The 22,306-nt window shown below is 61.7% G+C and carries 19 protein-coding genes; 3 read left to right on the forward strand and 16 right to left on the reverse strand.

Features of this window, described 5'->3' with window-relative positions; translation table 11 throughout:
* Positions 1–492 precede the first annotated feature (492 nt).
* Positions 493–669: a hypothetical protein gene (locus tag GA0061101_RS39865; protein ID WP_179613316.1), complete on the forward strand. Its 177-nt coding sequence runs from the start codon at positions 493–495 to the stop codon at positions 667–669.
* 7 nt (positions 670–676) lie between these two features.
* On the opposite strand, the gene GA0061101_RS21145 is transcribed toward GA0061101_RS39865, so the two are convergent.
* The 14 genes from GA0061101_RS21145 to GA0061101_RS21205 form a co-directional block, all read right to left on the reverse strand.
* Positions 677–1,603 (reverse strand): ArdC family protein, encoded by a 927-nt coding sequence (locus tag GA0061101_RS21145; RefSeq protein WP_028753473.1) that lies wholly within the window; start codon positions 1,601–1,603, stop codon positions 677–679.
* Between the two features lie 300 nt (positions 1,604–1,903).
* Positions 1,904–2,491 carry a hypothetical protein gene (locus tag GA0061101_RS21150; protein WP_028753474.1) on the reverse strand — a complete coding sequence of 196 codons (588 nt, stop codon included), beginning with the start codon at positions 2,489–2,491 and terminating at the stop codon, positions 1,904–1,906.
* Between the two features lie 364 nt (positions 2,492–2,855).
* Positions 2,856–3,263 (reverse strand): hypothetical protein, encoded by a 408-nt coding sequence (locus GA0061101_RS39870; RefSeq protein WP_028753475.1) that lies wholly within the window; start codon positions 3,261–3,263, stop codon positions 2,856–2,858.
* Positions 3,260–3,607: a hypothetical protein gene (locus GA0061101_RS21160; RefSeq protein WP_037135796.1), complete on the reverse strand. Its 348-nt coding sequence runs from the start codon at positions 3,605–3,607 to the stop codon at positions 3,260–3,262. The genes GA0061101_RS39870 and GA0061101_RS21160 overlap by 4 nt, the downstream gene beginning before the upstream one ends.
* Positions 3,607–4,491, reverse strand: a complete 885-nt coding sequence (locus GA0061101_RS21165; protein ID WP_028753476.1) for a DUF7007 domain-containing protein — start codon at positions 4,489–4,491, stop codon at positions 3,607–3,609. The genes GA0061101_RS21160 and GA0061101_RS21165 overlap by 1 nt, the downstream gene beginning before the upstream one ends.
* Complete coding sequence (locus GA0061101_RS21170) at positions 4,488–4,964, reverse strand: hypothetical protein (protein ID WP_015341932.1); 477 nt, start codon at positions 4,962–4,964, stop codon at positions 4,488–4,490. The genes GA0061101_RS21165 and GA0061101_RS21170 overlap by 4 nt, the downstream gene beginning before the upstream one ends.
* A 92-nt stretch (positions 4,965–5,056) precedes the next feature.
* Entirely contained in the window at positions 5,057–6,841 is a 1,785-nt protein-coding gene (locus GA0061101_RS21175; RefSeq protein WP_015341931.1) for a ParB/RepB/Spo0J family partition protein, read from the reverse strand.
* Between the two features lie 548 nt (positions 6,842–7,389).
* The gene (locus GA0061101_RS21180) at positions 7,390–12,483 is read right to left on the reverse strand and encodes an N-6 DNA methylase (RefSeq protein WP_028753477.1); all 5,094 of its coding nucleotides are present in this window, start codon (positions 12,481–12,483) and stop codon (positions 7,390–7,392) included.
* A gap of 145 nt (positions 12,484–12,628) precedes the next feature.
* Positions 12,629–13,201 (reverse strand): DUF1419 domain-containing protein, encoded by a 573-nt coding sequence (locus GA0061101_RS21185; protein ID WP_028753478.1) that lies wholly within the window; start codon positions 13,199–13,201, stop codon positions 12,629–12,631.
* Positions 13,202–13,264: 63 nt separating this feature from the next.
* The gene (locus GA0061101_RS21190) at positions 13,265–14,296 is read right to left on the reverse strand and encodes a DUF3991 and toprim domain-containing protein (protein WP_028753479.1); all 1,032 of its coding nucleotides are present in this window, start codon (positions 14,294–14,296) and stop codon (positions 13,265–13,267) included.
* Between the two features lie 199 nt (positions 14,297–14,495).
* Positions 14,496–14,672 carry a hypothetical protein gene (locus GA0061101_RS39500; protein ID WP_015341926.1) on the reverse strand — a complete coding sequence of 59 codons (177 nt, stop codon included), beginning with the start codon at positions 14,670–14,672 and terminating at the stop codon, positions 14,496–14,498.
* A 654-nt stretch (positions 14,673–15,326) separates the two neighbouring features.
* A complete protein-coding gene (dhaL, locus tag GA0061101_RS21195; protein ID WP_013984746.1) occupies positions 15,327–15,968 on the reverse strand; it encodes a dihydroxyacetone kinase subunit DhaL in 642 nt (213 codons plus the stop codon).
* 10 nt (positions 15,969–15,978) lie between these two features.
* Positions 15,979–16,971 carry a dihydroxyacetone kinase subunit DhaK gene (locus GA0061101_RS21200; protein ID WP_004130028.1) on the reverse strand — a complete coding sequence of 331 codons (993 nt, stop codon included), beginning with the start codon at positions 16,969–16,971 and terminating at the stop codon, positions 15,979–15,981.
* Positions 16,972–16,992: 21 nt separating this feature from the next.
* Positions 16,993–17,844: a sugar phosphate isomerase/epimerase family protein gene (locus tag GA0061101_RS21205; RefSeq protein WP_028753480.1), complete on the reverse strand. Its 852-nt coding sequence runs from the start codon at positions 17,842–17,844 to the stop codon at positions 16,993–16,995.
* A 230-nt stretch (positions 17,845–18,074) separates the two neighbouring features.
* Here GA0061101_RS21205 and GA0061101_RS21210 point away from each other — a divergent pair, with 230 nt between their 5' ends.
* Positions 18,075–19,004: a LysR substrate-binding domain-containing protein gene (locus tag GA0061101_RS21210; protein WP_028753481.1), complete on the forward strand. Its 930-nt coding sequence runs from the start codon at positions 18,075–18,077 to the stop codon at positions 19,002–19,004.
* A 71-nt stretch (positions 19,005–19,075) separates the two neighbouring features.
* Here the strand turns inward: GA0061101_RS21210 and GA0061101_RS21215 are convergent, their stop codons facing one another.
* On the reverse strand, positions 19,076–19,924 hold the full coding sequence (locus GA0061101_RS21215) for an alpha/beta fold hydrolase (RefSeq protein ID WP_004130049.1): 849 nt from the start codon (positions 19,922–19,924) through the stop codon (positions 19,076–19,078).
* Positions 19,921–20,889 carry an NAD(P)-dependent oxidoreductase gene (locus GA0061101_RS21220; protein WP_015341921.1) on the reverse strand — a complete coding sequence of 323 codons (969 nt, stop codon included), beginning with the start codon at positions 20,887–20,889 and terminating at the stop codon, positions 19,921–19,923. Before GA0061101_RS21220 ends, GA0061101_RS21215 begins: the two co-directional genes overlap by 4 nt.
* 394 nt (positions 20,890–21,283) lie before the next feature.
* Between GA0061101_RS21220 and GA0061101_RS21225 the strand changes: the two genes are divergently transcribed.
* A complete protein-coding gene (locus GA0061101_RS21225; RefSeq protein WP_004130054.1) occupies positions 21,284–22,300 on the forward strand; it encodes a TRAP transporter substrate-binding protein in 1,017 nt (338 codons plus the stop codon).
* Positions 22,301–22,306: the final 6 nt, after the last annotated feature.

The raw sequence follows: 22,306 nt of genomic DNA on the forward strand, positions 1-22,306 counted from the left end.
CCGTTGAAGCCGGTTTCGGAGGTGGTGAAGGTGCCGATGGTTGCCATTGTCGTATTCCTTTGCTGTTTCGGGCCGCGCCCATCGCGGCCTCGATGGCTGTCGCAAGGATCGGGGACGATCGGACCGCACCTGAAAGGCCGGAATGAAATGGAGGGCGGCCAGGAGAAGCTTTGTTGCTTCGCGAGGAATGAGCGCATCGCGCTCAGGGGAAGAAAGTTTCGCAAGGCCGTTGCGGGAAGACGATCGAGGTGAAGCCGGTCTTCGATCAGACATGCCTCATCGAGCCCGCGAAGGTCGTGGCCTGGTGCAGTAGTCGAAGGGATATGGCAATGGCTGCCAATCCACGAATGCCCGTCCGACCGTTACAACCATCGCTCCGCTGTCCTGTCCACATGCCAGACCCAAGCCTCGCTGAACCCCCGAGCGTAGGGCGTTGCATTGCCCATCCTCCGCGCTATCGTCGCGCCTTGCGATTCGTCGCCGGGAGGATTTATGCGTCAGCAGACAAAACCGTTTATCGTTGAAATCAAGCCGTCCCGGAAGCTCAAGCCGATTGACCGGAAAACCTCGATCTGGGGCAAACTGGACCTTGCAACTGATCGTGACGCGCCCACCGCGGCTGACGACCGAGAGTTGCCGGTCGCTGGCGAGACCAACGACCGGCGCTGACAAGTCGTTACGCAGCAAGGCGCTCGTCGGCTGAGTCGGGCTGCAGCGAATGCAGGAACGTTACGGCCCGTTGCGCATGCGCTGCCGCCTGGAAGATCGCCCGTCTGTCGTCGGTCAGGACCTTGAGCCAGGAGTCAAGATAGGACGCATGATCGGGTCGTGGGTCGAGTTCGGGAACAATGCCGAGGTCGGCGCAAAGGAAGCAACTGCCGAGCTCGGCAATCAATTCCTCGCGCGCACGCTCGCTCTTGTCCTTGGCGTAGCGGCTGAGGTCGCGACCGACACGGTGGTCCGGCGCGGTCCAATGGGTGACCTCGTGACTGAGGGTTGCATAGTAGCTTGCAGCGTCCTTGAAGCTCTCGAACAGCGGCATCTGAATGAGGTCGGCGGCCGGCGAGAAGAAGGCCTGGTTGCCGCCGTGGCGAATGGAAGCGCCGGTGTTGCGGAAGAACCAATCGGCATGCTCGATGCGCTGGACCGGATCTGGAACCGGTGCGGGCCGCTGATGATTGTAGTGGTCGGGAAGTCCGTCGATCTGCTCGATGTTGAACACGCTATACGCCTTCAGGAAGGGGATTTCCCGCTCGACTTCGCCGCCGTTCCCGTCGGTTTCGGACTTGGTGAACCGGCTGGCGAAGACGACGGTCGTGCCGGTCTCGCCTTTGCGCACCGCGGCGCCCAGTTCAAGGGACTGCTTGAACGTCATCCATGTGGATGACGTATAACCCCGTGCGATGCCCTCCGACCATAAAAGCAGTACGTTGACGCCAGAATAGGGTTGCCCGTTGTAACGCAGCGGCCGGGTAATGCGGCCTGCCGTGTTCGCCGCATTCCATGGTTTCATCCAGGGCCGCACGCCCTTCGCAAGATCTTCGATGATCTTGTCGGTGATGCGGGTATAAAGATCGCCCCTCTGATTTTCTGTCCTGCTCATATCAAAACCTCCGTTTCGAGGCCGCGCCCGTCGCGGCCCGTTGCGGAGGGTCGAAGGCAGGAGCAGGTCAGTCGGCGGATGCACCGGAACGGCCGCAACAAAGTGGAGGACGGCAAGGCCGTTGCGTCCGCCGGCGGCTCCTGCAGACCCGACGAACGGAACGGGCTGCGCTGCGCGCGCCATCGGCTTCATTTCATGTTGCTCGTTTCCGCCTCCGCGACACGAAAAAAGCCGGTCCCGCCATGGAACCGGCCGTTCTTGTGTCGACTGAAAAGCCGGGCGGAGCCCCGCCCGAGCTATCTAATCGAAGGCTGAGATTTGCGCTTCGGCCGCCTTGCGGCTGAGCGACGTGCCCGGCTGCTCGACCGGCCGGTCGAAAGGCTTCCAGGTCTCGCCGATGACCTGGGCATAGGCAGCGACGGCACCTTCGGCTGCCATTCTGAGCGAATGGGCCTGTATGCCCATGTCGGCGGCAAACTCCCGCTTACGCTGGGCGGCGCTGTCATAGCCGACGGGGCCGTCGAGGTCCTCGTCACGGGCATCGTTCGCGGCCTTGGCCGTGGCATCGCGCGCTTCGGTGACGGCGCGGCTGTAGAACTGGCCGGCGCCATGGGCAGAACCGACATAGGCGCCGACGATCCGCTGCAGGTGGATCTGCATGGCCTTGTCGCCAAGGCCATCGCCGAGCGCATCGGCTGTCTCGATGATCAGGCGCTCATGCAGGTCGCGGATGCCGTCGCTGTCGATGACGGCGGTCCCGAAACTCTCGGCGATCTTCAGCGCCTGGCTGGCGTCGGGGCAGGTGAGCCGGACCATTTCGACGGTGGCGCCCTTGCGAAGTTGCACGACGCGTGGGGATTGGCGAGGAGAGGATGCGGGCTTGGCCATGGTCGTTTCCTTTCGAGGTCGTCCGAAGCGGCTGCGGCCCATGCCGGCTTGCCCTTCGGTGCGGTCAGCCCGAACCGGCGGAAAGACGGGCGCTTCAGGGTCCGGCCCCACCTGGACGAGCGGAGCCGGTTTGCGTGCGAAGAGGGCAAGCTGCCCTCGACGGAGCACGCGAGCCTGCTCCGAGAAGGACGGCGGGGTCCGGCCGCACCGCGGCGCGACAGCGGCCTTGAAGCGCACGGCCGCCGGTTCAGACCGCAGCAAAACCGAAGGGCAAGCCGGCGTGGAGAGGGAGACGACGTCCTCGAAACGAAACTGGAGGCTCCCCCGCAAACTCCGTCTTCCCCACGCGGGCGTGAATGCTCGCCTACCGCTCGGGCGGCTTGGGCAACCGGTAGGATTGCAGCCAGCTCGGACCGTGCGAGTTGCGAAGGCCCCGCAGCAGACCGCCGTCATCATGCGGCGGACCGCCCATCCACGCATTGCTGAGGATCGATTTCCAGCGGCGGCCATGCTTGGCGGCATAAGCCTGAAGCGCCGCTTGCTGATCCGCCGTCAGGGGCGGCATTACTTCATGGCGAAAACGGGCAACACGCGTCTTTGGCGAGGCCTCGGACACTGCTTCCCTGGCCGCGATCAGGCGCCTGAGTTCCGCAACCCCCGCGTTGACGCAGGCTTCGCCCTCGAGGTGATGGAACTGGCGCCAGAATGCGGTTCTCTCGGCTGGCGATGTGCCGATACCGGCTTTTCGCTCCAGTTCTCCGATCGTGCTCATAGCGACGCTCTCCGGGCGGTTGCGACGGGTGGATCGGATTCTACTCGCGCCCGAAATGCCGTGATTGCCGCATCCTGCCGGGCAAGTTTTCGGGTAAGCGCGTCGAGCTCGGGCTGGCGCTCGGCCGTCAGAGCTGCCAGGTTCGCGCGGTAGCGTTCGAGGAAGGCGCCCGGCTCCGGCGGCTTGCCCCGGCGAAAGCCAGCCTGACGTCGGCCAAGCTGCGGAATGAGCGCTGTCATGCGGCGCGTAATCTGCCGCTCGATGAGAGCGAGCTGGTGCTGTGTCTTTCGCCGCGCCGCTTCCATTCTGGCAAGCGAGCCGGCCTGTCGTTCGGAACTGGCCATTACGACGCCCTCCCACGCCAACCGGCGAAGCTGGAGGGTCCGTCATAGACGGCATGCCTCGCCTCATCGATGACAAAGCCGAAGCGGCCGATTGCATACTCATCGCTCGGCACCAGGAAGCGACGCTCTTTCACGCGCTCGCCGCGCTTGCCGCCGATCGTGGCGATCACCTCGGTCATGCCGGCGTTATGGTCTGACCGTAGCGCCGAGATGACGATCCAGTCGCCAGCGTGCTGCCGCGCGAAGGCTCGGGCATCCTTCTCGTAGCACTCGCCGGGTGCAAGGGGGCGACCGGAGATCGCCTCCCAGACATCCGGCCAACTGTCGCGGATCGTCTTGTCCGAGCACTTGCGTTCGTAGGCCGTGAACAGGTCCGGAAAGGTCAGGGCGACGACCGCCCACGCGGCATCCTCCTCGTACCAGCCGCCGTCTGCCCTCAGCATCGGATGGACCCTGGCGTTGCGAGCAGAGGAGAGTTGGAAGCCGCCATGGCCAGCCGTTGTGTGGGAGACGATGCCGTCGGCGTAGACGGTGGCGCTCTGGGACGCACCCCAAGGCGTGCTGCAGGTCATTCGCACGCTCTGTCGGGAAAGCAACCCCAACTCGCGGCTGTGTTCCGCCTGTTCGATCATACGGTCGCGAAACGCCGCTTCGTCGGCGACCGCGCCATGGTGGGAATAGAAATCATCGCGCTTCAGCGCGGCAAGCGGCCGCGACACGCGCCATGCACTGGCGAGCAAATATTGCCCGCCACCGGCAGGAACCATTGCGAAGACGAGATCGCCGATCCGCGCGACAGCCATGTCGTCGGCGGCTCTGGCGAATTCCACCCCTAAATCTTCAGGGGTGGAGGCCTCTATTTGGGGCGTGTGTGCCGGGTTCATGCCGCAGCCCTCCCTTCCATGTGATCGGCAGCAATCTCATCCTCAGTCACCTCGTCGAGAACGGCATGAGGATAGCCGTGCTGGGTGAGCCATTCCTCGGCCGCGTGCCGATCAACGGCGAGATGCACGAGCTCGGCATTGGCGCCGGCGCGATCGAAAACGCGAACCGATCCGAGCGGCGGCCGCTCGATCACTTTGAATGTCAGCGTGCTCTCGAGCGAGAAGGTGCGGTGGATGCGGATGGCGATCACGCCACTTGCGCCGAGATCGCCCTCGTGAAGCGTAAAATTGGGCGACAGGCTCGTGGCGCCGAGGCTGCGCTCGCCCTCCTTGCGGACCAGCCGGCCCTGACTGTTCCGGGTCTTCCAGGCGGCGAGCTTCTTGCTGAAACGCTCGGGCGGTCGGGGAGTGCCATCCGACCAGGCGACGATGGAACCAACAGGGGCGAGGTCATAGATCAGAGACGCGGACATTTGCGCATCCTCCTTTGAGTTTTGATGGTGGTGGAAACGAAACCGCCGCCGGGGCGGCCGGCGGCGGAGGATCATGCGGAGAAGAGGGTCTGCTATTCCGCCGCGATCGCGTAGGCGGTTTCCTCGTCGCTGGAGGGGTCATCATTTGTCGTCACCGCATCAGCGTCAGGATCCCCGTGATCCAGATCCTGTGCGTCTGAAGCGTCGGCGTCGTTGCGAGCGTCCGGCTGCGCATCGCCGCCGATATCGCCGATCGCCTCTTCGACCGGGGCATTCTCCTCGTCGAAGCAATCGCGATGTTTCAGGAGATCGGCGATGTCCTTCGGGTCAGGCGCAAACAGCGCCGCCGGATGGACGAAGGTTGCCTCAGTCGATGTGAAGTGGTCGACGAGGGCTGCGCGGGTTTCGCGGACCCGCGCCCGGGGCTGGAGGTTGGCCTCCTTTGCCGCAGTCTCCAGGGCCTGGCGCGACAGGCACAGAAGGAAGTCCTCTGTTCCCATATTCGGTAGGAAGCCTTCGGCGCCGATCGCCTCGCCGGCGATCCTGGAGACGACGCCGCTGTTCGACATACCACGGCGGCAAGAAAGCACGTCGATGAGGACCGAACGGGCGGCGACACGCACGCTGTCCATATCAACCGACAGCCTGCCATCGGCGGAATAGAGGCGCGCGGCATGACGTTGGAACCGCCTCAGTCCGAACATGGTGTCGTTGGCGCCGGAATCGACCCGGACATTGGTGCCGGCAAAGGCCATGACCAGGAGAGCCATCAACATGTCGTCCTCGATCGGCGCGCGGGCCAGCGCCTCATGCAGCGCATCGGTCCGGAAATCACCGATCATGTCGAAGCCCTTCTGCGTGACGTCGGGCCTTGTCTTTCCGGCGACCGCCGCCTCGTCGTTGGCCTCCTCCGTCCCATCGGCCGCGGTGCCGGTCTGGCCGGCGGACTTCCTGACCTCCGGCATCCGGTAGTGAACGCTCTGCACCTTGCCCTCGCGATCGAGGTACATTGCGGTGCAATCGCCTTTGCCTGGCTTGCCGTAGACGCGTTCGGCCTTCTTCGGCAGGTCCGGCTGGCCCCAATTGTTGACCTCGACGATCGCACCCTTCTTCGGCAGGTTGCTTGCCATCCACTCCTGCTGGGCGCCGAGGAACGCCTCGACATTTGTGGTGTAGCGATTGTCCTGATCGGCCGGGCCGAACAGGTCCTCGGACCACTCGATACCGTAGGCCAGGCGAAGATCATCGCCGAAGCTTGCATCGCGAGCGTACATGCGGGTTTTCGACAGCCCGTTGGCGATCTGCCACCAGGCTGCCGTATCGCCCTTCTTCGGCTTGTGGGCTTTCCAGACCTCTTTCTGCTCCTCGGACGAGGCAGCGGCGATCGTCCTCAGCTGCTGCTCGTTCGGCATATCTCCCTTCGCCATCTGGTCGAGCATCGAAGGCAGAACGTTGGCGAGCAGACGGAGCTTGCGGATCTGGCGGACGGGGAGGGCAAGCGCTACGGCGATCGCCTCCTCGGTCCAACCAAGCGCGACCAGCCGCTCGATGCCGCGCCATTGGTCGACGGGGTTCAACGGCTCACGCGCGATGTTCTCGATCATCGAGCGCATGGCGCCATTGTCGTTGGCCGCCTCGACGACGATCACGTCGATTTCCTCGAGACCGGCGGCGACCGCCATGCGTGTGCGCCGGTGACCCGCTTCAATGACGTAGCCGTTGCCACCGGCTTCCGGGAAAATGACGGGCGGCTGGATAACGCCTACAGCCTTGATGGTCGCCAGAAGCAGGGCGTCGGCCTGCGGCGTCGACTTCGACTGACGCGTGTTGTCGGGGTTGTCCTTCAGCGCACGCGGATCGACCTTCATGAGTTGCATGGGATGCTCCTTCTCGGGGATTTGGACACGGCCCTTCTGCCTGTCCTTCTCGCGTCTTCATTTTTCCGAAGACATCTCCCGGACCGCGGAGCGGGCGGCCGGGTGCAACTGCGGCCGAGCATTGCTGCCGCGAAGGACGAGCGGGGCTGACAGCCCTGCGAAGGCGAGTGGCCGGGATGCGGAGGCGGCGGTTGAGCGGAAGCGGCGACCGGCGAACTGCTCTGCGACGATTCCTCTTCCTTCCTTCCTTTCTCCCTTGCTTCCTTCTCGTGTCGGCGGCAGAAGCGGCGGCTTGCACGCGACTGGACGTCGATTTTGATAAGATGGAAAATAAAAAAATGGGCCAGCGGAAACCGCGGCCCTTGAAGTGTGAAGGTCAATAAACCTCCAGAGGGGAACAGCTGCTGCGGCGGCACTGGGAGGAGAGGCCGCCATGTGCATCAGCTGCGTGCGGTATGAACATTATTTGAGCAGACGGAAGTCATTTATTGTGCAATGCAGCTATGCACATGCTGCACCGCATCCAAAAGACCGCAATCGGCCGATGGTCAAGCTGCCTCTGGCCTGGCGGCCGCTTCCTCGCGCGCCGTAGTCGCCAATTCCTCCTCAACGTCTCGAAGCTGCCGGCGCTTGTCGGTAAGCTCATCTGCAAATGCGAATACGCCGCCTTCGCGCGAGCGATAGGCGCCAAGACGCCGCTCGGCTTCATGCAGTCGATGCCGATACCGCGCCTGTTCATCATCAAAGCCGGCAAGCGCGTGCTCCAGCCGCGAGATCGCGCCGATCGGCGTCACGGTGACGGCAAGATCGACCTCCTGGGTGGCGCCGGTACGCTGGAGGAGGGTGGCGTAGTGATAGCCGTCACCCTTACCGAACCGCTCGCCGGAATAGATCACATCGAAGCCGCCGATCGAAGCAATGGCGACATCACCCTCCTGTTGAAGCTGGACGAGGGTCAGGATTTCCTTCATCAGCGCCCGGCCGGCAAGCTTACGCTCCTCATAGGTCTCGCCCTTGACCACCATCACGAAGGCATCGCCAGCAGTCGGAATGAGCTGTTCGATGTCCCTGGCAATCTCGCCGATACGCCGGATCGAAACCTCGATGTCGCGCTCGGCATCACGGATCTGCCGGCGCACGGCATACTGATCGTCATCATGAGCGGCGCGCAACCGTTCGAGCCGGGCAATGTCGGCCTCGAGCCCCGCCTTCTGCATTAGCCGTTCGTCACCGCTCGCGATCGCCTTGGCCATGGCGAACTGGTTGACGGCTCCTTCGCCGAGGTCTTCCAAGCGGCGAATCGAAGTATCGCCTGAAAGTGCCGCGGCAATGAAGCGGGCCTTGCGCTCGTTGTTCTGCCACATAGCAGCGTCGAGCGAGCCCTGGGTGGCATAGGCGAAGATATCGACCTCGTCATGCTGATTGCCCTGGCGGACGATCCGGCCCTCGCGCTGTTCGATCTGCGAGGGCAGCCAGGGAACGTCCAGATGATGCAGCGCCTTGAGACGAAGCTGCGCGTTGACGCCGGTCCCCATGGTCTCTGAAGAGCCGATGAGGAAGCGGACCTTGCCGGCGCGCACGTCGGCGAACAGACGCTGTTTCGCGTCGCTCTTCTTGTAATCCTGCATGAAGGCGATTTCGGATGGCGGAACGCCCATCCGGACGAGTTCGTCGCGGATCCATCGATAGGCGGAAAAGCCTCTCGTCTTCTCGACATTGATGGTGCCGAGATCGGAAAAGATCATCTGCGCCGCCCCGGGCAGATCGAACTGCTTGCCGTCCGGCCGCAAAAAGGTCCGTTGTGACGTCTCCTGCCAAATACGGAAGGCGTTCTGGACCAGCAGGTTGAGCTTGTTTTCCGGCTCGTTCTCGCTGTCGGGGTCGACCAGGCGGAGGTCAATGGCGGCATGGCGCCCATCGGTGATGACGGAGAGCAGAATGTCATCGCCGGGCTGCGCCGGCCCTTCGCGCATCTCGATCGCCTTGATACGGGCGTCGAGGATGGTCTGGTAGTTCTTGAAAGCCTGCGTCGGCTTGGCGGTGAGAATTTGCCGCCGGCCGGTGGAGATATCAGGCACCCTGACGTAATCGCGCAGATCCTCGGGCATCACCACGTCAGCGAAAGACCGGAACATGGCGATCAGTTCGGGGACGTTGACGAAGGAGGCAAAGCGGCTGACAGGCTTGTATCTGCCCGACGGCTGGATCTCGAGTTCGGTCGTCGTGTCGCCGAAGGTCGAGGCCCAGGCGTCGAATTCATGCAACCCGCGCTCGCGCAACGCGTCGGATCCGAGCAGGCGCTGGACCGAGAACATTTCGCCAAGCGTATTGGTGATCGGCGTGCCGGAGGCGAGAATCAAGGCCCGGCCGGGATTCTTCGTCTCGATGAAACGGGACTTGACGTAGAGGTCCCAGGCACGCTGCGAGCCGTTCGGATCGATGCCTTTCAACGTCGACATGTTGGTGGCAAACGAAAGCTTGCGGAATTCCTGCGCCTCATCGACGATGATCTGGTCGACGCCGATTTCAGAGATCGTCAGCAGATCGTCCTTGCGGGTCGACAACGCCTCCAGCCGTTCCTTCAGACCTTCCTTGAGCCGCTCCAGCCGCTTGCGCGAGACCCGATCCTCGCTGTCGACCTTGGTCAGCAGATCCTCATATAGCTCCAGCTCGTCCTGGATCATCTGTTGCTCGAAGGCCGATGGCACGGCGATGAACCGGAATGCCGAGTGCGTGATGATGATGGCATCCCAGGTTGCTGTTGCAGCGCGGGACAGGAAGCGAGCGCGCTTGTCCTTCGAGAAATTGGTCTCGTCGGCGACGAGAATGCGGGCGTTGGGATAGAGCGCCAGGAATTCGCGGGCCGCCTGCGCCAGGCAATGGCCCGGCACCACCAGCATCGCCTTGGCGATCAGTCCGAGGCGGCGCTGCTCCATGATGGCGGCCGCCATCGTCATCGTCTTGCCGGCGCCGACGGCATGCGCCAGATAGGTCGCTCCCGACGAGATCATGCGCCAGATGCCACGCTTCTGGTGCCCATAAAGAATAAAGGCGCCAGAGGCGCCGGGAAGTTGGAGGTGGGAGCCGTCGAAGCGCCTGGGCGCGATGTTGTTGAAGCGGTCGTTATAGACCCGCGCCAGCCGGTCGGTACGATCGGGATCGGTCCAGACCCAGTTCTGGAAGGCTTGCTTGATTTTCTGCAGCTTGTCGCGGGCGGCTTCGGTATCGACGACGTTCAGTACCCGCCGCTCGCCGTCTGCGTCCTTGAACACGTCGAAGATCTGCGGCACCCGGCTGTTCAGCGCATCGGCAAGCAGCTCGCCGGCGTGACGCCGGTCGGTGCCCCATTCCGATGTGCCGGCCGCCGTCCATCCGAGCTGTCGCGCCTCGACGGTCCATGAACCGAGCTCCGGCAAGTGGTGGATCCTGATCTCGGCGCCCATGGTCTCGTGGACGAAGTCGACGATATCGGTCGCTGGGATCCAGGGTGCACCCAGCCGAGCGGTGATGTCCGAGGGGCGTAGATCGGCGGGCTGTACTGCTTCAAGCCCCCGGACATTGCGCTCGTAGACGGGATCCAACTCGGCCGCGGCTTTTGCGACCGCGAGTTTCGTGCGCACGGCGCCGGAGAGATAGGCGTCCGCGGTCTGCCAGGAGCCATCGGCGGGATCGCGAAAGATGGCATCGCCAAGCTCGTGCCGAACGTCGTCGGTGTCGCGATGCAGGAGTTCGGCGATGTGGTCGAGGTCGATACGACCGCGCTCGTTGAGGACGACGGCCAAGGCATCGGCGGCCGAGGTGATGACCGGCGGGGCAGGGGGCGCGATGACGCGTTCGGAGAAAATCGCTCCGGGCCTGGCGGTATCGGTTTCGAGGTCATAGTCCTCGATCGACGCGACCAGCCAGCAATCCGGATCGTCGAGAAACGGAGCAAGGTTCGGGCGACGGTGAGTTTCGCGAACTTCTCCGCTCCCGTCATCCTCGCTGATAGACACCGTCGTATGATTGATCGGCCCGAAATCGCGCACGAAACTCGACCAGGCGACCCTGAGTCGCACCTGGCACTCGCGCCACGGTCGATCGAGTTCCTGGGCCTTCAGCACCTCGCGCACGGCGTCTCGGATCGGAATGAGCTTCTTGATGATCCGGACATGCTTTTCCCGAATGCCGTCGGCGCTGCGGCCACTGCGAATTTTCACCGCGACCGGTGCGCCATCGATCATCTGCATCAGGCCGTGCCTGGTGTCGAGGAAGAAGCTGCCCTCCCGAATCCGGCTTTGGTCAGGCTTCAGATCGAGGATTTCCGCCAGCTCTTCTTCGAGGTCGCGATCGATTTCGGTCGGTTCGCCATCGTAGATGCCCTCCGGAAGGCGCTCGATAGCCGCAAGAAGTACCGCCTCCAGGCTTTCGCCCGGCCGCGCCACGCAGGTATAGGTCTCGCCGAAGGGGCCGGAGACCAGGGCATGATCGCCGAGCACAGTATCCGCATGCTGCGCGAACCAGCGGTTCACACGGATGGCTCCGTCCTCCGCGGTCGCCGGGCGAATTTCCTCCAAATCAAGCCAGCCGAGATCGTTTGCGGCTTCGCCCGTCTTTCGTTTGCGAAAAAAAAGAATATCGACGACCACATCGGTGCCGGCTTCCCGCCGAAAACTGCCTTCGGGAAGGCGGATGGCGCCGATAAGGTCGGCGGTTTTTGCAACATGCGCCCGGCAGGTGCGGTCGGCCTTGTCCATGGTGCCGGCGCTGGTGACGAAGGCGGCGAGCCCGCCAGGTTTCAGGAGATCGATCGCCCGCGCGATGAAATAGTCGTGCAGCCTGAGACCGAGCGCGCGATAGTGCCGGTCGGAACGAACCGTGCGATCGGAGAAGGGCGGGTTGCCGATGGCAAGATCGTAGATCGCATTGAGGTCCGTGCGCGCGAAATCGCCGTTGATGATGCGCGCCTTCGGCTGCAGCAGTTTCGCGATGCGGGCCGTGACGGGATCGAGCTCGATGCCGGTGACGTAGCTCAGTTCGCGATACTGTTTCGGCATCAGCGCCGGAAACAGGCCTGTTCCGATCCCCGGCTCCAACACTCGGCCGCCGCGCCAGCCGAGACGATGAATGCCCGTCCAGATTGCCCGAATGACGAATTCAGGGGTGAAGTGTGCATATTGGGTGCAACGGGCGAGCGACGCGTATTCGCCCTCGCTGACCACTGTTTCCAGCGAGTTGCCGAGATCATCCCAACCTGTGCGGAAGTCGGTTTCCCCAGGCCGCCGGAACATGCCGTTTGCCAGCTCGCCGGCGCCGAAACCGGTGAAGCGGATCAGCCTCGCCTGGGCGGCCGGAGTCGCCGGCAGATTTTGCCTCTCGATTTCGTTTGCGGTGAGGATGGCCGCGACATTGATGCGTGCTCGCTCCTTCCAGGTCGCGGCGAGATCGCGGTCGCCATCGTCGAGATAGAAGTTGGCGCGCTGCCCCTGCTTTCGCTGGACCGGCCGGTTGGTCGCCGGCAGAGCCCGCGCCGGAGAGGGTGGGGTCGGGTCGGGCTCGTCGTCGTTGGCGGCAAAACCGCCGAACGCCGTGACGCCAAGACCAAGTCCTGATGACAAAGCGCTGCTACCAAACATATCAAGGGTGAATGGATCGGTGCTCATCGAAAGCTCCTTGTGAGCGAGCGTCATCGATCCGCCGCAAGCGACAGTCGAGGAACGCGAAGGGGTGGAAGGGGCGCCTGCATGGGCTGCGCAGCTATCGTGGGCCGGGCGCGATTGCTTCGCGCACGGATGCAATCGGAAACTCTCAAGCCGCGATCGGCGAGGGGAGGTGGCGCAGTTGTACCGGCAGCTTGGCGGCGATCTCGTCGTCGCTGAGGCCTTCCAGCAGCTTCAGAACAGTGCCGTCTTTACCGCCGTAGATCATCACAGTGCGCTTGCCGCGCGAGGCCTCCGGCCAGCGCTCGTCCGCATAGCCGCGAAAGTCGTCCGCCGTGCTGCTCCAGATGTGCTCAAGGCGTTCCGCGCGCGTTAAAACCCGGACCGGGCGGTTCTCGCGCTCGATAATCGGAAGGCGCATGGTCTCGACGGACGCTTTTTCGGAAAGGTCGCAATAGCCGTGAAAATAGCGGATCGCCTCATCGATCCGGAGTGCGAAGAACACTGATGTCACCGAACCGGTCAGGAACTCGCGCATCGCAAACATCGAACCGCAGATCCAGAGCGGCGGCAGGATTTCGAACCATTCGCCGTCATAGAGCGGTGTTGCGTCGTCTCCCCAACGGTTGGGCCGCTGGAGATGACGGTCGAACATGCGGAACATCTGCGGTCGGCTTGGGACGCCCTGGAAGACTTTTCGGATTGCGGGGTAGGGGTTCATCTGCACTCCTTCGGAGGTTTCGGGCCGAAGCGCGGCACTGTCCTATCGACCTTGCCTTCCTCTTCAGTCCTTCATGACCCCTTGGCTGCCGCCGCCATCGCGGCCGTCAGGGTCAAGGGCCGGCTCCGCCGGGCGAAGCCTCCCTTGACGCGGACGGCGCGCATGCGGCACGCCTCCTTCTTCCATCGTTTCCCTCTTTTCCTTTTCCCTGATCTTCAGGGTTTCGTTCCAATCCTCCTCGGACGGCCGAAGTCGAAGCCAGTCGCAGCCTGCATCGTCGGCAAGCGTCCGCAGCCGTTCGGCAAACATCTCGCCCTGCGGATTGGCGTCCGTCGCCGCTACCATCTGGACGGCGGGCTTCGCCGCTAACTTCCGCAACGCTGCCTCCGTGGTCGGCGACCATCCGCCGCCAGTGCTGAGATAAAGCGTCCCCTCCCGCAAATCTTCGATCGCCGCGAGGCTCATGGCATCGATCGCCGCTTCCGTGACGGCCAGGCGCGAAGCGCTGTCCGAACCGAGACGGAAGAGAACCTTGGTTCCTCCGGATGCAAAACCCCGGTATTGCGGACCCCGCGCTTCCCAGCCGGTCAAGACCCCGGCCTGGTCCCGGTGCGCCGCCCACATGCTGCCTTGCGGGCCTTCGCGCAGAAGGTCGCCTTTGACGGTCGCTCGCAGCACGGTCGCTGGCAGATAGCGCTCGCCGTTGAGGTACCGCCACGACGAGGAACCAGGCCAGGGTCGCCTGCGGGACTGCCAACGATCGGGAAGAGAGAGGTCGGATCTCTGACCATCTTTCGCGGGCTGCCACTCCGGCCCCGTGATCTGAAACCCGACCAGAGCCGCGACCCGTTCTGCACCTTCGGGAAAACCGACCCGATCGAGATGCTCGACGAGCCGGAACACATCGCCTTTCGCGTCGGACAGGGGATCGAACCACCCACGCCCTTCATAGGTGACGATAATGATCTCGCCGCCGCGGCGGAACTTGACTGCCCGTCGCGTGCTTTCCTTCGCGTCTATTGCAAAACCGGCATGCTCAAGCACTGCCGCACAACTGACCTGATCGCGCAGCGCTTCAATCTCTCTTCTCTTCATTTTTCATTCCGATCGCCCAGCGATCGGCCTCCATAATCCTTCCTTGCCCGTCGGTTCACCGACGCCTTTCGGCAGGCCCCGAAGAGCAAAGACCGCAAGGGCGCGGCTGGCAATTGTCGGATCATGCAAGCTGACGTCGGACGCGGCGAAGCCCCCCTTGCGGCCTGCCGCTCGCAAGGGGCACCCACGCGGCGCCGGCTCAATGAGCCGGCCATGGCGTATACTCGTGCACGATCGCCAGATCGTCGTCGGCGTCGATCTCGTCAGAAGGAAGGACGCCGTATTCTCCGTCGACCTCGAAGAGGGTGACCGGGACCATCAGGTCACGGGAAAGCTGGAGGGCGTGGGACTGTGCGAGAGAGAGATCGTGCGACATTTGAGAGGCTCCTACGGGAGCGGGCCAATTCCCGCTCGATGGCTCCTCAAAAGGCACGGGGTCCGGGCGCGATCACCGCGAGGCGAAGCCGACGCGGCCGCAGCTTGCTAGCGGACCCTTTATGGGTTGATCGTGGAAGATCCGGAACCGGGCCAGGACGCCATCACAGACAAGCGGGATTGGCTTGCTTCCGTTTGGGCCACCGTTCGACGCACGATTTTCGAGCTTCGTGCCAGGTCGTCGCTGCCCGCAGGCCGATTACTCGTGTCTTCGATTTAGCGGGTCAGGTGTTGGCTGAGCGAAGGACTCTGCGTCGCCGCGTGACCGAATGTCGCGTCAGCTTCAGTCGTGGCACCGCCTAAGTTGCGATGAGTCGTGCCTTTCGCGGTTTGCGGAACCCGACCCTGCAAGCGAGAGCGATGGTGCCCGGAGACCGAATGCATAGTTCGCCGCCGACCCAATCTGTCCGCCAAATTTGATTCCCGGATGGCCGCGAAAGCGGGTGTCCACCCTCGGGCGGCACACGAGGACTGTCGCCGGATTTCTATCGCGGCGCGTTTCACATCAATAACCGAGCGGCACTCTGGATTGGCTTCCCCTTAAGCTCGGCATCACTTCGGTTCTCACTATGATCACGCTCAAGAAGCGATGACACTATTGAAGCCTATTACGGGTTCCCTCAGACAACTCCTTGAGGATCAGCGCGCAAGACGTCGCACCAGCATCCAGCACGCCGAGCGATCGTTCGCCCAGCCTGCTGGCTCGGCCGATCCGCGCGATCAAGTTCACCGTCGAATCGCGGCCACTTTCGGCTGCCGCAACGAGGAGTTCCAATGCCTCGTCGAAGGATTTCCCTTCTGATGTCGCATTGTCAAAAGCTTCAACAGCAGGCACCAACGTGTCAAGCAATGTCTTGTCGCCGACTTTGGCCGAACCAATTTGTTGAATACCCGTCAAGCCAGCATGCAGCATTCGGCTGAACGTCTTGTTGTCGATCTGGTCGACCTGATCGATCTGCTGGGCAAACTCGGTGAACATCACACCGTAAAGCGGACCCATAGATCCGCCGATCTCGGTCATCAGGACTGTTCCGAGGGTCTCAAGCGCTTTTGCGAGCGATAGCTCCTTGCCGCGTATCCGGTCGGCCACTAAACCGAAACCTTTCGCCATATTTATTCCGTGATCGCCGTCGCCAATCTTGCCGTCGATCTCGCTGAGGTAGGCGCGGTTATCGATGATCGCTCTTGCCATGGAGACTACGATTTCTCCGGCTGCCGCGTTATTCATTTTTTGCATTGTTCCCTCCTTAAAGCGTCGCCGCGCAGCGAACCTCGACCTCCAGTAGCGACTTTAGCTCTTCATCGAGCGCCATGACCGTCAAAGTCGCTCCAACCATCTCAAGAGACGTGAAGTAGTTACCAACATACGCTTTGTGGATCCTGAGGCCGCGGCCGGAGATTTCCTCCTCGACTGTGTCGAAGAGAATGTAAAGTTCGTTCAGCGGTGTCGCGCCAAGGCCAGATACCAGTACGGCCACTTCTGTCCCCGAGCCGAGATCATGATCATCCAGCACGATCTGGCACATATCCTTGGCGACCTCTGATGCGCTCTTGAGCGCTTCTACTCGCACGCCCGGCTCGCCGTGATGGCCGATACCGACTTCAATGGTGCCAGGCTCGATCTGGAAGTTCGGATGTCCGACCGCTGGAAGAGTGCACGGCCCCAATCCGACACCGACCGAGCGGCAATTGTCGATGGCCTTCTGCGCTGCGTCACGAACCTCGGATAGGCTGGCGCCCATCGACGCTTTCGCTCCGCCGACCTTCCACATGAAGATCTCTCCGGCAACGCCTCGGCGCTTCTCCCGCTCCTCGGCGGAGGCGGAGCACACGTCATCGTTCGCAACCACCGTGGCAACCTCGATGCCGTCCTTCGCGGCGAGTTTCATCGCCATTTTCACGTTCATGTTGTCTCCGGCATAATTTCCGTAGAGGACAACGACGCCGTTTCCACCATTCGCTTCGCGTATGGCATCATGAAAGCTCTTTGCCGTTGGCGACGAAAACAGCTCGCCGACCGCGACCGCGTCGAGCATGTTGCGGCCTATATAGCCAATGAAGGCAGGCTCGTGTCCGGAGCCACCTCCAGTTACGACACCCACTTTTCCTTGCGCGGGCCGGTCAATCGCCGTCACCACGCGTTGGTTTTCGGCGAGGCGCACGATGTCTCGGTGTGCCTTCACAAAGCCCCTGATGGTATCTTCCACGACCTCATCGCGGTTGTTTACAAAACGTTGCACTGCGTCCTCCTCCAGACACGGTCATTGATTGTGGTTGAGCGCTCGCCGGACGACCTTGAGCGACCGAGCCAGCGAGTCCTCGATCGTTGACAGCGGCACGGGATCTTGGCGGCGAACGGGCTGCGCCTGCCGATTGCGATGCAGTCTCAAGGGAAGTTCAATACTGACCGGGAGGCTGTCGAGCTTTGCGATTGCAGCCAGGAGGCGCTCGCACCCGACCTTGCCGTCGCCGATATCGCAGAAAAACCAACCTTCGTCGGTTTCACGGACATCCTTGATATGGGCGTGCGCCGATTCCGGCAGCGCCAGGATTCCATCACCTGCGAGATCGTCCATGTCCGGTCGATGTGACGCCGTGTTTGCAGCGTCGTAATTTAGCTTTAGAAAGGGCGATCCGAATTCCTCAACAAGAGAAATACCGTCCCGCGCGGTGTTGATCAGGCTATCGCTGCCGTCTCCTGGGTTTTCCAGGCCAACGATGATATCAAAGGCTTCCGCTCTTCTCAGTATGGTTTCGACGTTGCGACGGAATGTTGCCTCTCTTTGTCGGGCGGCCGCGTTGGTCGCAATAACTTTGGCTCCAATCGCCGCGGCGAATGCCATGCGGCCCGTGAACACTTCGACCGAATCTTCGAAACCGAGGTCGATGTGCGACGACATTGCATGACACAAGAGCCCCGAAGACCTAAGCGCGCTGCGCCAACTGGTCATCTCGGAAGGTGTGAAGGCGGTCTCATCGAAGGGTTCTGTATATCCAACGATAAAGGCCGGCTCGAAATGGGTGAACCCGAGGGTTGCCGCGCTCTCCAGTGCGGCCTCTCTGCTATGCCCGTCGTACGGCGCGCCGGACACGGAGATCACCCGTTCAGCCATGCATTCCTCCCTTAGCAAAGAACGGCGCAAAGGCCGTTCCGAAGGGCAAAGTGTTAAAAACGCTTCATCCGGACAAGCGAATTCAATCGGTCAATACATGAATGCATCTCAACAAATGCATCATTTGCGTTAAATTTCCTCATGGAATATAGAGGAAGGGCGTCCTCCAGCGTACTGAATGTCTCAAGTAAGAACGGTGGCGAGGCACGCATAAACGGGGAGGAGGGGTGATGAGCGCGTTGGAGTTTCCTTCGCTGCGATCGCTACAGGTGTTGGAAGCTGTCGCACGTCTTGGATCTTTTGGAAAAGCCGCCGAGGAACTAAGCATCAGCCCCTCGGCCGTGAGCCATCAAATGGCCGCGCTGGATTCGGAGCTCGGAATTGCTTTATTTCATCGCTCCGGGCGTTCAATCATGCTGACTGACGCGGGAAGGGCTTACGCTGAAGAGATCAGCGCCTCCTTTCGAAGGATCGAGAGCGCCACTCGCAATTTCACGAAGAAGGGCAAAAGTGACATTCTGAATATCCATTCGGTTGTCAGTCTCGCTTCGCAGTGGCTCATGCCTCGCCTCGCCCGGTTTAGCGCCCGCTATCCGGAGATCGATCTTCGACTGCACGCTTCTGGTGACCCGGCCGAGCTCAGGACCGGCAACGTCGATATAGACATCCGCTACGGAACGCAGCCCGTGGAGGTTGGCATCGCCGTCGAGCCCTTCCCGCCCGAGCCAATAGTGGTCCTGTGCGCCCCATCGTTGGTCGAGGGCGCAAACGGAATACGCTCACCGCAGGATCTCGCCAGATTTCCGCTCATCCACTCCGAAGTGAACCTCTATCGCTGGCAGGATTGGGCCGACGACCACGGTGTGAGGCTCAACATGGATCGGGGGCTGCGTTTCGATAGATCTTTCATGTCCATCAATGCGGCCGCGGATGGACTTGGCGTTTGCCTGGAAAGCCTCATACTCGTCCGCCAAGATCTGAAAAGCGGGAGGCTCGTTGCGCCGTTTGGCCTGAAAGGCCCCAGCATCAATTGCCATAGTCTCGTGTACTTACGGTCCAGGGCAAGAACGCCAAAGATCGCTCTGTTCAAACGTTGGATCGAAGAGACCCTGGCTGGCGACGCGGTTTCTGCGAGTGAGATCGACGTCGGCGGGAGGTGAGTTATGCGCAATCGGGGTCGGTGATGCGCGACTGGTGGATCAGACGCGCATCCCCGACGTCAGGCAGTGGTTTAGCCGAAGAATTTCCCGAGTTCGTTCGCTATGAATTCGGGAGCTTCTTCCGCAACCCAGTGACCCGAGCCCGGGATCAATCCGCCTCGAACGTCACTTGCCACCCGCTGCAGTGATTCCATCGTCTCCATGCCGCGGCCAAAACCACTGTCTCCGCCCAGGGCGAGGACCGGCATTTCGAGCTTGCCATCCCTCTCGAGGAATAACTCGTTGTCTTTGACGTCGGTTGGAAAGCCCCGATAATAGGCGAGAAGTGTGCGCAGGCCACCCGGTTTCAGGTAGGTACGGAAATACTCATTCTTGTCTTCCTGAGATAGCACGTTTGCCCGGCTGCCGTAATTGTCAAACAACCATTCCAGATAGATATGCTCGCGACCGCCGAACATCGCTTCCGGCAAATCCGGCGTCCTGAAGAAAGGGTGGTGCCAACGGCGGCCGCCTTGCGACATGTCCGCTCCATCGCCAGGAATGGTAACGTCCAGGATCGCGAGCTTGCTAACAGCCCCCCGGTGCTGCGCGGCCAGGGCAAACGCCACCGGGCCGCCCCAGTCGTGTCCCACAAGATTGAAGCGATCGATCTTCAGATGTTCAGAAAGAAGCTCCCACACGTCCTCGGCAATCGTTTTCTTGTCGTACCCATCGGCGGGCCGGGAAGTGTCGCCGAGGCCCCGCAGGTCCGGCGCGATGATCGCGTACTTGTCCGCGAGGAAGGGGATCACGTGCCGCCATTCGTGCGAACTCTGCGGCACCCCGTGAAGGAGAACCAGCGGCTCACCGGATCCTGCGGTCAGGTAGTGCATGGTGATGCCGGACAGTCGCGCGTAATTGCTTTTGATCTCGGCACTCACTTTTTTGCCTCCTTCTGGCCCGCGGTCATTCCCCGATACGCACGAATGACCTGACTGTCATCTGCCGAGCCTGACCCCTGCCCAGACGCGGCAAGGAAGAACTGATGCGCAACGGAGGCGAGCGGCAGGGCGGCCCTGGCAGAGGAGCCGGCGGCAAGCACGATACCGAGATCTTTCACAAAAATGTCTACCGCGCTCGTTACCTCAGGGTCTTCCAGAAGCATCCGCTGGCCACGATCGTTGAGCATCCAGCTGGCGGCCGCCGAGCCGGACACGATCTCGAGTACCGTTGAGGTGTCGAGGCCAGCCCTTTCGGCGAGCGACAGCGCCTCAGCCGCTGCCGCCAAGTGTACGCCGCACAGCAACTGGTTGACTGCTTTGGCAACCGATGCCTGGCCAGGCCGCTCTCCGAGATAATAGATCTTGGAGCCGAGCACGTCGAAAAGATTGCGGCTCATCTCATAGGTTTGCCTGTCACCAGCCACCATGATGGAGAGCGACGCGTCGCGCGCTCCGGCGACGCCGCCGGAAACAGGCGCATCCAGAAACCGGTGACCGCGAGCAATAACGGCCTCGGCGAGCTGTTCAACCTCGCCGGGAGGGCATGTTGACATCAGGACGACGACGCTGGCCCTGGTTGAATTTGCCAGGGCGCCCCGTTCGAAGAGGGCTTGGTGCGCCTGGTCGATGTTGACTACCATCAACATCAAGACGTCAGTCTCGCTGGCCGCTTCTGTAGCGTCTGGATAGGCAGTCCCGCCACTGTCAGCGAAGCTTCTTAGAGCATTCTCCGAGATGTCAAACCCCTTGACCCTGAAGCCGCTTTTTAGGAGATGCGACGCCATCGGCAATCCCATCGAGCCGAGACCGATAAAACCGATTGTCGGTTTTCCCGGTCCTCGTGCCGGGCTCGGCTTTGTTTCTAAAGCTTGGTGCAATTCCGGTCTCCTCCGCGATACTGGCACGTCATAGGCCGGCACATCCCACCGGAGTGCCATGCTCGCATGCAAAGCGGTTAGCATGGCGGCTTCCTCCACATCAAAAGAGTTTGCGCAAAAAACATGTGACCTGGATTCATGTTGCCTGGCGCGTTCTCCCAGAAAAACTTTGCCTCCATCGCGGGTCACGCCGAACTCGCCTGAGTTCAACTCACCATTGGCCGGAGGCAATTCATTTGCGGACGTTTGGCGCAAGCGCCTAATTTACGTCCAGCCGCACAGTGGGAGGCTTCCGGCTTCAGCGACATCAGTCCAAGGTCTAAGCAACCTGCACGAAACTGAGGACGCTTACGAGGAAAGCGCCTGCGCTGGAGGCTCCTAAAAACATCGACATAGATCAACACGGTTAGAGGAGGAACCAATGATCAGAATGAATCGCCGTACCCTTATTATGAGTTCCGTGGCGATGACCGCCGCGCTTGCGGCACCGCGCATCATGCGTGCGAGTTCGCCTGAATTCTCGTTTAAATTCGCCAACATCATGCCGGTTGATCATCCGCTCAACACGCGGATGACCGAGGCTTCCGACAAGATCAGCCAGCAGACAGACGGCCGCGTGAGCATTCAAGTGTTCCCCGCGAGCCAGCTCGGCACCGATGCTGATATGCTCAGCCAGCTTCGATCAGGTGGCCTGGACCTTCTTGCGCAGACAGGCCTCATCGCAGCGACACTCGTCCCGCCGGCGGCCATCACCGGTGTAGGATTTGCCTACCCCGACTACGCGCAGGTGTGGAAGTCGGTGGATGGTGAGCTCGGCCGGAGCATCCGGACGGCTTTTGAGAAGGTCAACCTGATCGCCTTCGAGAAGATGTGGGACAACGGCTTTCGGCAGACGACCTCGATCGGGAAACCGATCAAGTCGCCCGAGGACCTCAAGGGCTTCAAGATCCGCGTCCCTCCTGCGCCGCTCTGGACATCGCTTTTCAAGTCTCTCGGCGCCGCGCCGACGTCGATTCCATGGGGCGAAACTTATTCCGCACTCCAGACCCACGTCGCCGACGGTCTCGAAAACCCGCTCGCTGGCATTTACTTTGCCAAGATGTACGAGGTTCAAAAGTATCTCTCCCGGACCAACCATATGTGGGACGGCTTCTGGATTCTCGCCAATCGGGACAACTTCGAGATGCTGCCTGAGGACTTGCGTGACATTGTCGTCACCGAGATCAATCGCTCGGCTATCGTGCAACGCGCTGATGTCGAAAAGCTGAATTCCGAACTCCAGGCAGAGCTGACGAGCAAGGGTCTTGAATTTATCGACGTCGATGTTTCCAAGTTCCGCGCGACGCTGCAAGCTTCGTCGTTCTACTCCGATTGGAAGGGGCGTTTTGGCGAGGAAGCATGGGCGTTGCTGGAGTCTACCTCGGGCAAATTGATCTGAGGCGTT

This window comes from Martinezella lusitana, assembly GCF_900094565.1.
GTDB classification, from domain to species: domain Bacteria; phylum Pseudomonadota; class Alphaproteobacteria; order Rhizobiales; family Rhizobiaceae; genus Rhizobium; species Rhizobium lusitanum.

What these genes read in the sequence shown, in the direction of transcription:
- GA0061101_RS21145 (WP_028753473.1), bottom strand. Translation starts at nt 1,603, where the DNA reads ATGAGCAGGACAGAAAATCAGAGGGGCGATCTTTATACCCGCATCACC.
- GA0061101_RS21205 (WP_028753480.1), bottom strand. Translation starts at nt 17,844, where the DNA reads ATGGCTGAACGGGTGATCTCCGTGTCCGGCGCGCCGTACGACGGGCAT.
- GA0061101_RS21225 (WP_004130054.1), top strand. Translation starts at nt 21,284, where the DNA reads ATGATCAGAATGAATCGCCGTACCCTTATTATGAGTTCCGTGGCGATG.
- GA0061101_RS21150 (WP_028753474.1), bottom strand. Translation starts at nt 2,491, where the DNA reads ATGGCCAAGCCCGCATCCTCTCCTCGCCAATCCCCACGCGTCGTGCAA.
- GA0061101_RS21185 (WP_028753478.1), bottom strand. Translation starts at nt 13,201, where the DNA reads ATGAACCCCTACCCCGCAATCCGAAAAGTCTTCCAGGGCGTCCCAAGC.
- GA0061101_RS21165 (WP_028753476.1), bottom strand. Translation starts at nt 4,491, where the DNA reads ATGAACCCGGCACACACGCCCCAAATAGAGGCCTCCACCCCTGAAGAT.
- GA0061101_RS21160 (WP_037135796.1), bottom strand. Translation starts at nt 3,607, where the DNA reads ATGGCCAGTTCCGAACGACAGGCCGGCTCGCTTGCCAGAATGGAAGCG.
- GA0061101_RS39500 (WP_015341926.1), bottom strand. Translation starts at nt 14,672, where the DNA reads ATGTCGCACGATCTCTCTCTCGCACAGTCCCACGCCCTCCAGCTTTCC.
- GA0061101_RS21170 (WP_015341932.1), bottom strand. Translation starts at nt 4,964, where the DNA reads ATGTCCGCGTCTCTGATCTATGACCTCGCCCCTGTTGGTTCCATCGTC.
- GA0061101_RS21210 (WP_028753481.1), top strand. Translation starts at nt 18,075, where the DNA reads ATGAGCGCGTTGGAGTTTCCTTCGCTGCGATCGCTACAGGTGTTGGAA.
- GA0061101_RS21180 (WP_028753477.1), bottom strand. Translation starts at nt 12,483, where the DNA reads ATGAGCACCGATCCATTCACCCTTGATATGTTTGGTAGCAGCGCTTTG.
- GA0061101_RS39870 (WP_028753475.1), bottom strand. Translation starts at nt 3,263, where the DNA reads ATGAGCACGATCGGAGAACTGGAGCGAAAAGCCGGTATCGGCACATCG.
- GA0061101_RS21175 (WP_015341931.1), bottom strand. Translation starts at nt 6,841, where the DNA reads ATGCAACTCATGAAGGTCGATCCGCGTGCGCTGAAGGACAACCCCGAC.
- dhaL (WP_013984746.1), bottom strand. Translation starts at nt 15,968, where the DNA reads ATGCAAAAAATGAATAACGCGGCAGCCGGAGAAATCGTAGTCTCCATG.
- GA0061101_RS21190 (WP_028753479.1), bottom strand. Translation starts at nt 14,296, where the DNA reads ATGAAGAGAAGAGAGATTGAAGCGCTGCGCGATCAGGTCAGTTGTGCG.
- GA0061101_RS39865 (WP_179613316.1), top strand. Translation starts at nt 493, where the DNA reads ATGCGTCAGCAGACAAAACCGTTTATCGTTGAAATCAAGCCGTCCCGG.